13 protein-coding genes are annotated in these 13,316 nt (G+C 61.9%); 7 read left to right on the top strand and 6 right to left on the bottom strand.

Annotated elements, in window-relative coordinates:
• Positions 1–287: 287 nt before the first annotated feature.
• Entirely contained in the window at positions 288–860 is a 573-nt protein-coding gene (locus ABDW61_RS01635; RefSeq protein ID WP_343635541.1) for an HAD domain-containing protein, read from the top strand.
• Between the two features lie 53 nt (positions 861–913).
• Here ABDW61_RS01635 and ABDW61_RS01630 read toward each other — a convergent pair whose 3' ends face one another.
• The 4 genes from ABDW61_RS01630 to ABDW61_RS01615 form a co-directional block, all read right to left on the bottom strand.
• Positions 914–2,431: a hypothetical protein gene (locus ABDW61_RS01630; RefSeq protein ID WP_343635539.1), complete on the bottom strand. Its 1,518-nt coding sequence runs from the start codon at positions 2,429–2,431 to the stop codon at positions 914–916.
• A 136-nt stretch (positions 2,432–2,567) separates the two neighbouring features.
• On the bottom strand, positions 2,568–4,007 hold the full coding sequence (locus tag ABDW61_RS01625; RefSeq protein ID WP_343635537.1) for an HNH endonuclease signature motif containing protein: 1,440 nt from the start codon (positions 4,005–4,007) through the stop codon (positions 2,568–2,570).
• 47 nt (positions 4,008–4,054) lie between these two features.
• The gene (locus tag ABDW61_RS01620) at positions 4,055–4,522 is read right to left on the bottom strand and encodes a hypothetical protein (protein ID WP_343635535.1); all 468 of its coding nucleotides are present in this window, start codon (positions 4,520–4,522) and stop codon (positions 4,055–4,057) included.
• Complete coding sequence (locus ABDW61_RS01615) at positions 4,519–4,956, bottom strand: hypothetical protein (protein ID WP_343635533.1); 438 nt, start codon at positions 4,954–4,956, stop codon at positions 4,519–4,521. Before ABDW61_RS01615 ends, ABDW61_RS01620 begins: the two co-directional genes overlap by 4 nt.
• A 416-nt stretch (positions 4,957–5,372) precedes the next feature.
• Here ABDW61_RS01615 and ABDW61_RS01610 point away from each other — a divergent pair, with 416 nt between their 5' ends.
• The 4 genes from ABDW61_RS01610 to ABDW61_RS01595 all read left to right on the top strand — a co-directional run bounded on the left by ABDW61_RS01610 (position 5,373) and on the right by ABDW61_RS01595 (position 8,050).
• Entirely contained in the window at positions 5,373–5,786 is a 414-nt protein-coding gene (locus tag ABDW61_RS01610) for a hypothetical protein (RefSeq protein WP_343635531.1), read from the top strand.
• Positions 5,787–5,881: 95 nt separating this feature from the next.
• Complete coding sequence (locus tag ABDW61_RS01605; RefSeq protein ID WP_343635529.1) at positions 5,882–6,568, top strand: helix-turn-helix transcriptional regulator; 687 nt, start codon at positions 5,882–5,884, stop codon at positions 6,566–6,568.
• Positions 6,569–6,701: 133 nt separating this feature from the next.
• The gene (locus tag ABDW61_RS01600) at positions 6,702–7,562 is read left to right on the top strand and encodes a hypothetical protein (protein WP_343635527.1); all 861 of its coding nucleotides are present in this window, start codon (positions 6,702–6,704) and stop codon (positions 7,560–7,562) included.
• An 8-nt stretch (positions 7,563–7,570) separates the two neighbouring features.
• Positions 7,571–8,050: a hypothetical protein gene (locus ABDW61_RS01595; protein ID WP_343635525.1), complete on the top strand. Its 480-nt coding sequence runs from the start codon at positions 7,571–7,573 to the stop codon at positions 8,048–8,050.
• Positions 8,051–8,166: 116 nt separating this feature from the next.
• On the opposite strand, the gene ABDW61_RS01590 is transcribed toward ABDW61_RS01595, so the two are convergent.
• A complete protein-coding gene (locus ABDW61_RS01590) occupies positions 8,167–9,810 on the bottom strand; it encodes a hypothetical protein (protein WP_343635523.1) in 1,644 nt (547 codons plus the stop codon).
• Between the two features lie 427 nt (positions 9,811–10,237).
• Between ABDW61_RS01590 and ABDW61_RS01585 the strand changes: the two genes are divergently transcribed.
• Together ABDW61_RS01585 and ABDW61_RS01580 are read left to right on the top strand one after the other, a co-directional pair.
• Complete coding sequence (locus tag ABDW61_RS01585) at positions 10,238–10,648, top strand: hypothetical protein (RefSeq protein ID WP_343635521.1); 411 nt, start codon at positions 10,238–10,240, stop codon at positions 10,646–10,648.
• Complete coding sequence (locus ABDW61_RS01580) at positions 10,645–12,381, top strand: SIR2 family protein (RefSeq protein WP_343635519.1); 1,737 nt, start codon at positions 10,645–10,647, stop codon at positions 12,379–12,381. The genes ABDW61_RS01585 and ABDW61_RS01580 overlap by 4 nt, the downstream gene beginning before the upstream one ends.
• Before the next feature lie 94 nt (positions 12,382–12,475).
• Here the strand turns inward: ABDW61_RS01580 and ABDW61_RS01575 are convergent, their stop codons facing one another.
• The gene (locus ABDW61_RS01575) at positions 12,476–12,832 is read right to left on the bottom strand and encodes an H-NS histone family protein (protein WP_343635517.1); all 357 of its coding nucleotides are present in this window, start codon (positions 12,830–12,832) and stop codon (positions 12,476–12,478) included.
• Positions 12,833–13,316 lie beyond the last annotated feature (484 nt).

The following is a 13,316-nucleotide window of genomic DNA, read 5'->3' as shown; positions in this document are numbered from 1 at the left end:
TGCATGGCGTCCCCCGTGCAGGTGACGCGTTGGCCCACATTGGTCGATGCCAAGCTGCCCAGCATCTCTCTCCATGGGAGCGATGAATGCGGGGCGAGCTGTTGCGTCCCCTCGGGCAGGGCTCAGTTCGCTCAGGAAGGCTCTCAAGTGCCTGCGCCGCAGGCGCCCTGGTCGTCCTGGAGCAGGATGCCGGGCCGGTTCAGGCCCACGGATGGTGGCTCACTTGGTGAGCTATCTCGCTGAGAAGCTTCCCCTTCGCCGTCGCACCTGATGGCACGGGGATCACCATGAACGATTCTGAAGTCGTCGCACCGAGCGACCAACAAGTGATGTATCTCGGCATCAGCGGGGTCTTGCACCCGTCCTTCTCGTTCTACCGATACGTGCATGGTCGCGAGGCCGCCGAAGACGGTCATCGGGAGTACCAGTCGGTTCCAGCGCTGCACGACGCCCTCCAAGGTTGGCCGGCAGTTGCCCTCATGCTCACGTCGACCCAGCCATGGGCTCATGGCCTGCCTGCAGTTCTGGAGAAACTAGGCCCCTTGGCTCAGCGCGTTGTCGGGTTCACGTTTCACGACCTCACCACGCGTGTGCCGCATCGCCGCAACGGTCGGCCCATGGATGAGATGGATTACTGGCGCCTTCACAAGAGTCAGATTGTCCGTAGACACGTGAAATGGTCGAAGCCGCGGGCATGGGTCGCGTTGGACGACGAGGACATTTTGTGGTCGGAGGACGAGCGCGAACACCTTGTTCTCACTCGCGGAACCCTTGGGCTCCACGATCCTGTTGCCATGGACCGGCTGCTGTGGGCGCTCGAGCACAACTTTGGTCCGCCCTCGAGGAGGCCACCCGGCTAGTCACGCTCGCTCAGAGCCAGAACCTCTGCGTCCCTCCCGCCTGCTGCGCACGTTCAGCCCGATGAAGGGGCGCGCCACTCGCGCGGCATGGCCTCCGCGGGGATCACATCGCTCCAGTCTCGCCAGAAGGCAGCTTGGAGGTCGACCCGCTTGATTCCCGGGAACCGCTTTGCGCTGTAGTCTTCCCACATCCAGCCGGCGTACTCACCCTCTTTCTTCCCCTCGAAGAAGGCCTTGATCCCGACGGCTGCGATGGTGCCGCAACAGCTTTCGAACTCCCGGGCCGACATCACTGCGTACGGCATCACCGACGGGAGGTTGACGTCCATGCCCTTCCGCCCTAGTCGGTCGCGGACGCCCTCAGCCAGGACCCCATGCATCTGTGGACCGAGGAAGAACCAGTCTTCGAAGGTCACAACTAGAGGCACGCATGGCAACCCATTCGGGGTCCACTTCGACAAGCCTTGTTGGGCTTCAAGGACGTTCCGATAGTGCTGGACGATGGCATCAGCGATCTTGCCAATGTCGTCGCGCATCACAACGTTCCCAGGCTCGGATTTCGCCAGCTGGGTGAGTCGCTTGGTCTTGCACTCAACGAACAGGTTGGCGTCTTCACCGCTGACGATCCAGTCGGGACCGTCGTGCCGAGCTTTGCCCACGTAGTACGGCACCTCCTCGTGAGACTTGTAGGCCTGGGCGGGAAAAGAAGCGTCGATGACCTCCCCAATGTAGTCCTCGAAGGCTCGCCCGAAGGCATCGCCAAACGCTGGCACGTGAATCAGGTCGTAGTACAGCCCACCGCTGAACCTGCGCAGCAGGAGCGCAGGCACCGGGCAATGGAGCCGGTTGGGATGGCTTGGATCGAGCGCGATGAGTGGCGTGGCTTCAAGCGCGTTCCAGATGAAGTCCCAGCGGGCGTCGATAGCATGATCCGCAGACAACCGCTTCTTCAGCTCGGCTACTGGCAGAGCAAGGCGACCGAAGAAGGACATGGCCTGGTCGCGCGTGATACCGAAGTGCGCGTAGTCCTGGTCGGCATTGATGTCCCACCGCCGGGACAAGTGGCCCGAGAGGGCGAGGCCAAGAAAGAAAAACTCCTTGGCGGTTAGGCCCGTCTTCTGTTGAAGCAGTGGCGCTATCCGCGGTGAACCGAAGGTCTTGAGATGACGGATCAGCGCATTCGCCGTGTTGCGCTGCTGCCAAGGGAACTGCTGATGCGAGATGCGAAGCAACTCGTCGAAGATGTCGTCCGGCTGCAGCAGGCGAAGCTTGCTGCCCTCGTTGCCTGAGCGGCGCAACGGGTTCACCACCTTCGCGATGGCGGTTAGCGAGTTCAGCCGGTTGCGCCCGCCGTCCTGCGCGTGAAGCACCACCTCCCTTGCAATCGAGGGCAGGTCCCAGGGAAAGACCTGACCCTGCACCGTGTAGTCGGGCAGGTCCACACGATTCGGCGGCGGTGCGCCTTCCACGACATGTTGGGACAGCCTCCAGGTGTCGACCAGCGACGCGCTGAGGTCGCACGTCCTCAAGTAGTTGCGAAGAGGCTTGTAGGCGTCGTAGATCGCTGTCATTCCAACATCTTCGACTACTCGACGACGCCTTTCGCGCGAGACATCCCAGCACTAGCGCAGCAGCGGCGCCGATACGCCAGACGCGCGTCGCCCTGGATGGCCGGCGCAACGTTGGACGATCCGCGCGCCGCGTACGTCAGGCCGCGTGCTCTGCAGTTCCCGGCCATTGGGCACCATCTGAGCTCTCGCGCACGAAGACGATGTCTTCCCCGAACACGCCGCGTAGGAACTCCATGAGTTCTCCGCGAATCTCCTCACGTCGCAGACCGTAGTGCGCTTCACGATGGTGGCCAGGGCACAGGCCGGCCACGTTCCATTCGCGGTCGACTCCTCGCTCGGAAAGAGGCACCACGTGGTGCGTCTCCAGGTACTTGCTGCCGTCCGCGGTAGTGAACCCCTCGGCATCACAGAGCTCGCATTGGCCCTGAGCACGCTCCAAGACGCGGGCCCTCACCAGCGCGTCACGCACCACTCCCGATGAAGTGCCGGTCTTGCGCTCAGGGTCGTCGGAGCCAGGTAGATCATGTTGGTCGATGAATCGAAGCTTCGGCGGTTCTGGCGGCTGGTCCTTGGCAGGCTCGCGGAGGCGCCGAAGAACGCAGGCTCCGGTGCCCTTGTCGTACCTGTGCACCGTCCAAGGCAGATCATCCAATCGACGGACGCGGACATGGGAGCTCTCCTCGCCAAGCTGATCGTCGTCGCGCATCTCGCCCTCGTTGAAAACGATGCGCAGCGTCCCCCCAACACCCACGCCCTGCACGAGTTCGTCGAGCTTTCGCGCTCTCCGTGCTTGTTGAGCTGCTCGCTGAACGACGTCGGTGGGGTTCGTCCTGTTCGCCTGCACGCGCTCTAGGTCTGCAGCCGCCTGCCGGAAGTTGGCGTCATATTGCAGCTGGCCTTCAGCTCGTTCAATGGAAGCATGCCAAAGCGATGCCAAAGCTGGCTCCGCACCACCGCCGAACGACCACCGGAAGCGGTAAGCCGGATTGCTACGCGGCTTGGCCACCGGACGACCATCTTTCGTTTGGTACCAGCACTTGACTGAGATGCCGGCCCTATGGACGAGGTCGATCAACGCTTGAGGCTGTGTTGGGCGAAGGCGCTCGTACTCGGCCTCGAGGTTCTGTTGAAGGCGATCCTCTTCAGAAAGGGTGTTCGCATGCGCTCGGATTGCCTCTTCTCGATCCTTTCGAAGGTGTCCACGGCGGATTAGCGCGCACTCGTTCATGAACTTCAGCGCCTCGTCGAAGCTGAATCCGAATGTGGGCCAACTGGCAGACCCTCGATGGAGGTTGGTGGGACGAGGAGCCTCCCTGCGAATAAGCGCCACCCAAGCCAGCACGAACGCCGTGTCGTACTCCTCGGCCAGCGCTTGGGGCGAGATCGCAACCTCCACCTGGTTTCCAACATGAAGGTTGGACCAGTAAACCGTGGCGGGATCGCCAAGTCCGCCACGTCGCCCCCGCAGCCTGACGCCGTGCTCGAGCCCCTCGCTGTTATTGGTGAAGAACCTCAGCTTCGCGTGGTCTGTTAGTTCAGCCCGCTGTGATGAGGTCAGTGAGGTCGCGTTGGTCATCTTTGTCAAACGTTCGTGAGGCCGCACACTGTCCGACTCAAGGGTGCTCACCCGATCATCAAGAACCGCTCGTTCCCCGCATTCAACGCCTCGAGTTCCGGATAAGCCGCAAGAAGCTGCTCCGGCTGGGTGAGGCGCATGTAGCAGCACCTTGCCAGCTCAAGGTCTGGGTTAGCGAGGTGGATCATGAAGCCGAGCTTTCCAAGCTGGTCCTTCAGGTAAAGGACCCGGCAGAGAGCTGCCTCTGTCTCTTCGTCGCAGCGTTCGTCGTACTCGTCCAGAATCTGCTCGACTGTGATGCCGGTGCCTTCAACGGGAAGGGCCAAGATCGCGCGACGCAGACGATCCTTCACCGCAGGCGGGCTGTCTGACTCTTGCCACGTGGCATCACCTAACCGAGGTTTCTTCTGCCACATGGCCCTCTTCGGCGGCGAGGTAGGGGAGGCGGCAGGTGGCCCGCCTTCAATGACGCGGAAGCGGCCCAGAGCGATTGCCTTCTTGTCGTTCGTGGTCATTGGTCGTCCCAACGCACCACCATATGATCGTGCGCGTTCGGATAGAGCGCGGCCAGCTCAGGATGACTCTCCAACAGCCATTCGGGCCGGGCCAGGTTCCAGCGCGCAGGCTCGTGATGCTCTTCGTTGTGCATGAGGCCGAGGTGTTCAAGAGCCATCGCCAGGTCGATCTTGCGAAGCTCTGCTCGGTGGTCGCGGACGTCTGCGTTCAACTTGACCCATTCCGCCAGCGCTTCTTCGACCGACGTCCTGACTTTCGGCAGGCGGATGCGAAGGATCGCCTGGCGTAGTCGATCCTCTTCAGCGTTGGCGTAAGCCGTCGCATAGCCGCGAACCCGCGGCCTATGAGCATCCGGGCTGCCGCCATCCCCGGTGGCGCCTCCCTCAATGACCTGGAACGTGTGCTCGTCCAGTTGGTTGTTCTCGTTTGTCATCCGGGAATGCTATTGGTGGCAAACACAAATGCCGTGTGACCCATTCCACGGACCGCTGCGCTAGGAGTCCTGAGGTGCGAGGGGCGCATGCGGCAGGTTCAACAATCGGCTCGGCCAAAAACGTTGGCGCAAAAGCGACTTGCTTATCGGATGTCGCCTGGGTCTTCCCCCAGGAAGTGCATCGCTATGTGGCGCGCCGAGCCCCATGGCAGCATTCGTCTCAACATCAATCGATGGGGGTCGGAGTGCAGAAGGGGAAAAACTTGAAAGGCGCGTCACGCGGTGGGCCAGTGCGAGCTGTCGATCCGACACCAGGGTCGCGACGATTCACCTGGAAGCGGTTTGCAACGGCCACAGCCGCCATCTGCACAGGCGTTGTCGCCTTTGGCAACGGCTCGATAGATTTCCTGACCAAGATGACGACCGCCGACATCGACGCGCGGATCGTCAAGGCAAGTCTCCAGGACCCTCGGTTCGATCTTGTGCAACTACGCATCAGCAATCCATCCTCGAAGGGAGACAGCTTGAGCGAGCCCGCCTTTGAGTGCGTCACTGAGGACGACCAGAGGGTTGCGCTTCGATATGTCTGGTATGAGCCCCTTGGAGATAGTCCTTTTCCAGGCTTCCCGTCAGGTTCTCGCTTTCCGTTGAACGTGGCCGCCAACTCTACGATTGAGACCTCGGTGCTGGTCTCCAGGGCAGGCGGTTTCCAAGGGCTGCATGATTGCCGGGAGCTGCGGTTCTCCTGGCTGGACACGCACCACAGGCGTCAGCACGGTCCTGCCGTGAAGATACCTCCGATGACTCCGTTCATCGTGTTCATGAGTTAGATCGCAGCAGCATCAGAGCTCTGTCGCCCTGCTGTCGTGTCAGCCAGGCGGTGCCTTCGGCATCCTTCGGTACATCGCAACCACCGGACTCGGACATGCAAGAAACCGCCAATCCACCCCGCCTGCTGACCCCTGAAGAACTCGGCGCCTTCATCAAACTTGCCCGGGATGTGCGCAAGTGGTCCCAGGAGCAGCTTGCTGAGATTGCTGGCCTAAGTACGCGGACTGTCCAGCGGGTCGAGAACGGGAAGCCCTGCGACGCCATAACGCGACGCGCCCTCGCCGCGGCGCTTGAGCTCGATGACATTGACGCCTTGAACAAGCCGGTCAAGGTTCGCACGGCGGAAGAGATTGCCGAGGACGAGGCTGCCTTTGAACGAGAGCACGTGAAGCTCAAGACCTTGCCACTCCAGACCGGCCGGCAGTTGGCCACCCTGGTGGAACAGCACGAGATGGGCCTCACGACGCCCGGCTTCGAGATGAACCGTCCTGCGGAGGAGGTGTTTGCGGTGCTGGCGGACTACATCAACGACTACCGTGATGCCCACGAGCTCTACAGCCATGCCGACAAACTCGACCTCTATGACGAGCTACAACGGTTCATCGACGAGTTGCTGGCCATGCATATCAGCCTTAGCTACGCGCAGCGCAGCGTCACCCTCAAGGTGAACCCCGATCCTGATGCTGAACCGATGAAGGCGTCTGTGTTGTACGTGATGACCTTCCCGCGAGGCAAGGCGCCTGAGTACATCTCGACGCCTCGCAAAGGGCGGATCGGGTGAGCCACCGCGGATGAGCATCCCTTATCCTGCGTAAGTGCAAATACCAGACTACAGGTACCCGGTGGATCAATGCGATGTGCCGGTTGTGCGCCGGCCGGCACTTGAGGCCTACAGAACTTTCCGGCGCGAGTGCTTGGAGCGCCTGCAGGGCGAGGCCGACACGTCGGTGCTGAACCAGGTGCTGAATCTTGGCTGGTACACCGCGGTGTTCCGCACGTTGAACGAAGCTCGGCGGCTGGAACCCTCACGAGGCGTCAACGGCGCGATGTGGGAGCTCATCGCAGCGGGCTACTCAAACATCATCACCCTCGGCATCCGACGGCTGGTCGATACCCATCCAAACGCGGATTCGGTCTGGAACGTCATCGGTCGGATCGAGCGGAGGCCAGAGTTGCTCACCCGGGAGCTCTACGTCTGCCACGATGGCTTGCCTTTCGACAACGAGGCCGTCGCAAAGGCCCACCTGGCCTCGTACACGGCCAACTCGGGTCCTGTGTGGGTGGCCCATACAGGTCCGGAAGCCTTTGACACATCGGCCCGCCTTCACGAGGCTTTCGACGCAGTCTGCGGCTCCCCGACAGCACGTAGGCCCATGGACCGCATCGACATGTCTGTCTTTGCGCGTCTGCGCCAACAGCTGAAGCATCCGACGGTGGAGAAGGTCTGCACGATGGTCGACAAGACCGTTGCGCATGCGGAGCGCCTCTCTGCCGGCGCCTCTGCGGTTCCCATCGCTACCTACAACGACGTGGACGAGGCGCTCGGGATCATCGTGCGTGTGTGCCAGTTCGTCTCGTGGAACCTGCTTGCCGAGGGCGGATTCGGTTCAGTCGTGGCCACCCCGCAGTTCGACGTTCTGGAGCATCTGGACCAACCATGGTGCCGGCCGGAGACCTTGCCGGCGCTCCAGGAACATTGGTACGCCGTTACGCGCTCGATGGACGACTGGGCAACGACCAGCGAGGCCGAAATACTTCCCAAGAAGCCGAGCTGAGGATCGCCATGCACGACCTACTGCGACATCTTCACTTCGCCCCTGAGCTCGCGGTCGAGTTCCAGGCAGTCTTCTCACGCCTGGAGTACGCGCTCAAGGTAAGTGGCTTCGCCTCGGGCGGCGAAGAGAAGGTCAACGCGAACTGGGACCTGTTCGCCAACACGGTCGACGCTGCCTTCCTGGCGCTCGACGACGCCAGCCTGGTCGAGGCGCGCGACTATCTGCTGCAGCACCCGCCTCGCAAGCAGGTGCTTGTGGACAAGGTGGTGCGCTTCGCTGACCAAAGCATCGACCCAAACCAGAGGCAGACCCAGCAAGTGCTTCGCCTGGTGCGCACGGTCCGGAACAACCTCTTCCACGGTGGAAAGTTTCTGCCGGACGGCGAGCAAGAGCCTGGCCGGAATGAACGGCTTGTTCTTGCCAGCCTCCGCGTGCTGCGGGCTTGCTCGACGCTCGACGCCCGGGTGCGCATGAGCTTCGAACATTGAGCCCCGCGGCGGTGCTAGGTTGCTGACGAAGACCGGCGGCCGTCCGGGACCCAGCCCCACACGGCCCGCCACGGTTCCGTTTCCGATAGCGCGCAGACTTGGCAGGTTTAGGCCGGTCAAGGCGCAGGCAAGGCGCGCACGCTGGTGTCGGTCAACTCGGCAGCGGCCTCAGCCGTCACGTCCTCGAAGCCGAGCAAGCCCTGCGGGATGCTGCGCTTGCTGAGGGGGTTGATGTGTGCATCCGGGAACGCCATGGGCGCGCGGAGGAAGTGCTGCTCGACCACCTTACGCAGAGCGAGGTCCTTCAGCGAGCGGACTTCCTGTTCGATGTCGGCGGCGTAGAAAACTTGGATGGAATACACACCCTTCAAGTCTGCCATCGCCTGAGCATCGGAAATCATGGCCTTGGCTTCCACAGTCAAGTCGCCGGTCACCCATAGCTCGAACCGAGGGCTGAGCTTCGACAAGACGTTGTCCCGGCGGGTCTGCGAGTGCACGACAGGGATGCGCTTGTTCAGCCACTTCTCGACCTCGTCGTTGCTGAGCAGGTTGCCCGGCAGGATGCCTTTGCACTCGATGAAGCGGATGTAGCGGTTCTTGACGATAGCCAGGACGTCGACCTCGGCCACGTCCTTGCTGCCCTCGCGGTAAATCTTATTCATCGTGATGTCGCACGGTGGTTCGGTTTGCCGCACGACATCGGCCACGATGTACTCGAACAAGGCGCCGCGTAGGGTGCCGACCGCGCCTTCGGCCTTACCCAAGCGCTCGAACAGCTCGCTGAACTTGACCGGGTCGACGGCCTTGTCCGCGGCTTCGGTGAGCGTCTGCAGCAACAGCAGCAATGCCTTCGCAACCTCGGTTCCGAACAGCGCTTCAGGCGTGGCCGGCATGATGCCGGCCCTCCTGATTTGGTTCAGCGCCTCCTTGGAATAGCGGTTTGCGACGAAGACCTGCAAGCAGCGGCCCACGCCGCGGTACTGCCGTAGCGAGACGCACTTGTGGAGAAACGGACTGATGTCAGCCGTGCCCACCACCTCGGTCAAGAGAACGTCCACCACCAAGAAGCCAGGCTTCGGCCTTGCCGGGTCGGCCCAGTTGGCCAGAGGCCCCAGAAATGACGGCGCGGACAAGTCCCAGCTGAACGGTCCGACCGCAGGAAGGTCGCCAGGTCTCGACAAGCGCAGCTTGAAGGAGTGAAAGCTGCCGAGGCCAAGATTGGCAGCCCACTCTTGAATGGACTCCAGCAGCACCTTCTCAGCGATGAGTCGCGCCCGCACCGCAGGGAAGCGGTCATCAATGTAGGGCTCGCCCCGAGCAAAGGCGACGCACAGTCCGAGGCCAGGCATCTCCACAATCTGCAGCAGCTCGGCGTCCACGAGTCGCTTGACGACTTCCTCGCTGGGTATCTGGCGCTGGCTATTGGACGTGCCCGCAGCGGCTGCGAAGTGGCTGACAGGAACGATCCCGCCTCGTGCAATCAGAGCCCGGATGGCGCGCGCGTAGGCGCCGTTTCCTTCCATCAGAGCCTCAGCGAGGCGATCCCAGAACTTCGGGCTGCCGTACTGGCTCTCAAGGTAGAAGAACTGAGCCCCGCGCGGCAGAACCAGCTTTACAGCGCGGACAGGCGCCAAGCGCCGCTCGATCCTCTTGCGGGCTGTGGCCGGGGTGATGCCCAGGTCGGCTGCCAATGCGGCAGCAAGCGCGCCGCTGGTCATCGGTCCGTCCTTCGCCAACAGGGCTGAAATCTCGGCGCTCATGGGTCCGCCATTGTCGCTGTCACACAGCGCTATTTATAACAGGTACTGATATACATGGGGTGTGCCTGTTTTTTCGCTTTGGCTGAACTTGAGTTCAATTAAATCAATGACTTAGAAGTTCTTCAAAGTCGATCCACCGAAGCCGAGATGTCACACTCGTCTGGCACTACCGCCGCGGACTGAGCGACCTAGCCTGGCCATCCCGTTGTTCCGGTGCAATATGGGTTGCGACCGTTGGCGACGCGCCAGCATGCGTTAGCTAACTGCTTGATTGGAAAGGTTTTCCACCGGATGCGCGGGAATCCGCGCGCATCCGGTGGAAAACGCAGAAGGGGCGGTTATGCGCGACACCAGTGGCCAGCAACCATGACGTAGCTCACGTAGTGAGCCATCCTATCCGTAAGCTTGCCGGAGCTTGGAGGGTTAGATGAACGATAAGCAATTGATGGCATGCATCGCGCAGGCCGCAGACGACCTTGGATTGGACAGCTGGGCGCTGGGTCGGCGCGCGGGTCTGCCTGAAGAGCTCGTTTCGTCGGTGCTTTCGGGGCAGACCCAGGCCGCGGTTGAAACCTTAGTCGCCTTGGCCGCCGCGCTAGGACTAGAGGTTCAACTGGTTCCGGTGCAGCCAGCGCGACGCATCGTCGGCAGCGTCCCCACCATCGTCGACCAAGCTGTTGAGCGGGTAGCTCCTGAGCTGATCGTCCACGTCGACGACGATGGCGTTCCTCGAGATAGGACGCCGGCCGCTGGACCGCCGTATTCCAAGCTCGGTCCGCAATCTGAAGTGGGGCCGGTAGCATCCCCGCACAGCAAAAATACTGGGAGGAAAGCTTGATTGATCCCATCAACTCACTGGCGTTCTCGATGCAAGCAAACAAGGGGGTGTACGCCATCCTTGTGGGCTCGGGCATCTCACGAGCGGCGCAGATTCCGACCGGCTGGGAAGTGACTATCGAGCTAGTTCGCAAGGCCGCGGCCATTCAGCACGCCGACTGCGAACCCGACCCTGCGGCCTGGTACCGCGGTGTCAGCGGCGCAGAACCTGACTACTCCGTCCTGTTGGACGCAGTCGCGAAGACTCCAGCCGAGCGCCAGCAGCTTCTTCGCCCGTACTTTGAACCGACCGAGAAGGAGCGTGACGAGGGAACGAAGCAACCGACCAAAGCTCACCGAGCCATCGCCCGGCTGGTGAAGTCGGGCTATGTGCGCGTCGTCATCACGACCAACTTCGACAGGTTGCTGGAGGTTGCCCTTCAGGACGAAGGCATCCAGCCCACGGTTCTCAGCACCGCGGACCAGATTGCTGGCGCCATGCCCCTGGTTCACACGGCCTGCACGGTCATCAAGGTTCATGGGGACTATCTCGACACGCGCATCCTGAACACCCCGCAGGAACTGGCTCAATACCCGGAAGCCTTCAACGCGCTTCTTGACCGAGTCTTCGACGAGTTCGGGCTCATCGTCTCCGGATGGTCTGCAGACTGGGACGAGGCGTTGCGAGCGGCAATCACGCGCGCACCGAACCGCCGCTTCTCAACCTATTGGTCGAGCCGCGGCGATCCCAGCGACAAGGCCGCAGACCTCATCGCACGTCGCGCAGGCATCTTGATCCGTTCACCAGACGCAGACAGCTTCTTCGAGAGCCTGGCGGAGCAAGTTCAGTCGCTCGAGGACTTCGCCGCGCCCCATCCGCTTTCTTCAGCCGCAGCCGTCAGCGCACTGAAGCGATACCTCTCCGAGCCGAAGCACCGCATTGCTCTGAACGACCTGATTCGTCGAGAGGTCGACCAAGTGGTGGCTGTCTCGAAGGGCGCCGCCTTCCCTCTGAATGGCCAGCCACCAGACGGCGAGGCTCTTCTTGATCGGCTTCGCCGATACGAGGCTGCAAGCGCGACGCTCTCACAGGTCGCATACCACGCTGGGTACTGGTCCGAATCAACTCAGGCGCAAGCTTGGTGTAAAGCCTTGCTGAGGCTGGCCAAGCAACCGGTCGAGGGCGGCTTTGATGTCTGGCTCAACCTTCGTCGCTACCCGGCCGCGCTGCTCGCCTACTCGTTCGGCTTGGGCGCCGTCCAGGCGGACAACTTGGACGCCCTGAGCGTCCTGTTCTCCGGAAGGCTTGCCCAGGGTCACGGCCAAGACAAGCCTGTCGGCCTCACAACGTCCCTCTGGTCACTGGGAGGAGACAAGTTCAAAGCGCTGCCCGGTCGAGGAGACAGGTACACGCCGCTACATGAGCACGTTCTGGAATTGTTCCAGAGGCATCTGGGAACGTCCTTCGACGACCTCGAGGACCTGACGACGCGCTTCAATGAGTTCGAGGTGCTGATGGGGCTGTACATCGGCTCGCGCGTGAACCGACAACGCGACCGCTACTTCGTGCCGCCGGGCTGCTTCTGCTGGCAGCACGAATCCCGTGCAGCGATCTTGAGGAAGCTTGAACAGTCCCTGGCTACCGAGGGTGATAAATCACCATACGTGACCACGGGGCTCGTTGGTCACGACGTCGCCTCGGCTCAGCAGAACATGGCCGACTTTGAAGGTTTCGTGGCAGGCATTCGCTGGTAGCGCGCGAGCGGTACATGAAGATGCGCTGCGCAGCGGGGTCACCGAGCTCATGACCAACTGTGGCCTGCTGAAGCCGAGGCGGCTCGGTTGCAGCTCAGGCCTTGAACTCGTCTTTGCTGCGACCTGCAGCGATGTAGTCCTGCAGCCAGCGAGGAGCGCGTCCTCGGCCAGACCACGTGTTCGTCGGGACGCTGGGGTCGCGGTAGAGCACCGGCGCCGCGGCGCCCTGGTCAGCCTTGCGACCAGTCCCCGCCAGGTAGGGACGAAGGGCTTGCATGCCCTCGTCGGCCGTGAAGCCAGCGGCTTCGAGCTTCTTGACGAACCCGTCCGTCAGCACTTTCAGCTCTTCGGATCGCTTTTCAGCGATCTGCTGGTCCAGCTGCGCGCGCAGCGCGGTGAGTTCGGCGAATGAGAGCCGGGAAACATCGACGGTCAAGATCAGAGCTTTCAACAGAGTTGGATGACCATCGTAGCGGGGCCCTCGCCGTTGCCAAAGAGCCCCCCGAGGGTAGCTTGAGCGCTGCCGCAGACGAATAGCTCACTCCATGAGCTACCCATCTTCTATCGTGTTCTCGACGCTGTCCGAGTTGACTGCGTCGAGAACATACAGAGGAGTGAACCGTGGCCCTTCAAGACCTTACGCAAGAACAGCGCGACCTTGCTGACGTCATCTCCCGAGTCTCGGAGCGGTGCTATCGAGCCGGGTGGATGCAAGGCATTGAATACGAAGTTTGGGAGGCCATGCATGCGCCAGACCTCGGTCGAGGGGCACTGCGCCTGACCGTCGAAGATGGCCCAACAGCTTCATGCAATGTGCGCCAGGTGCGGGGGCTGGATCGTCTTCGATGACGTCAACGAGGAATCATTCATCCCCATTGAAGAGTGGAGAGGCCGGCCTGTCTGAGGTATCAGGCGTGCGGCCCGCGCAGGTGACT

This window comes from Roseateles sp. (assembly GCF_039595595.1).
In the GTDB taxonomy this organism is placed as follows: domain Bacteria; phylum Pseudomonadota; class Gammaproteobacteria; order Burkholderiales; family Burkholderiaceae_C; genus Roseateles.
Note: the sequence above shows the minus strand (reverse complement) of the source record. Positions and strands in the feature narration are given on the sequence as shown.

Excerpts from the sequence above, each read along its gene's own strand:
- ABDW61_RS01635 (WP_343635541.1), top strand. The coding sequence starts at position 288 with ATGAACGATTCTGAAGTCGTCGCACCGAGCGACCAACAAGTGATGTAT.
- ABDW61_RS01630 (WP_343635539.1), bottom strand. The coding sequence starts at position 2,431 with ATGACAGCGATCTACGACGCCTACAAGCCTCTTCGCAACTACTTGAGG.
- ABDW61_RS01625 (WP_343635537.1), bottom strand. The coding sequence starts at position 4,007 with ATGACCAACGCGACCTCACTGACCTCATCACAGCGGGCTGAACTAACA.
- ABDW61_RS01620 (WP_343635535.1), bottom strand. The coding sequence starts at position 4,522 with ATGACCACGAACGACAAGAAGGCAATCGCTCTGGGCCGCTTCCGCGTC.
- ABDW61_RS01615 (WP_343635533.1), bottom strand. The coding sequence starts at position 4,956 with ATGACAAACGAGAACAACCAACTGGACGAGCACACGTTCCAGGTCATT.
- ABDW61_RS01610 (WP_343635531.1), top strand. The coding sequence starts at position 5,373 with ATGACGACCGCCGACATCGACGCGCGGATCGTCAAGGCAAGTCTCCAG.
- ABDW61_RS01605 (WP_343635529.1), top strand. The coding sequence starts at position 5,882 with ATGCAAGAAACCGCCAATCCACCCCGCCTGCTGACCCCTGAAGAACTC.
- ABDW61_RS01595 (WP_343635525.1), top strand. The coding sequence starts at position 7,571 with ATGCACGACCTACTGCGACATCTTCACTTCGCCCCTGAGCTCGCGGTC.
- ABDW61_RS01590 (WP_343635523.1), bottom strand. The coding sequence starts at position 9,810 with ATGAGCGCCGAGATTTCAGCCCTGTTGGCGAAGGACGGACCGATGACC.
- ABDW61_RS01585 (WP_343635521.1), top strand. The coding sequence starts at position 10,238 with ATGAACGATAAGCAATTGATGGCATGCATCGCGCAGGCCGCAGACGAC.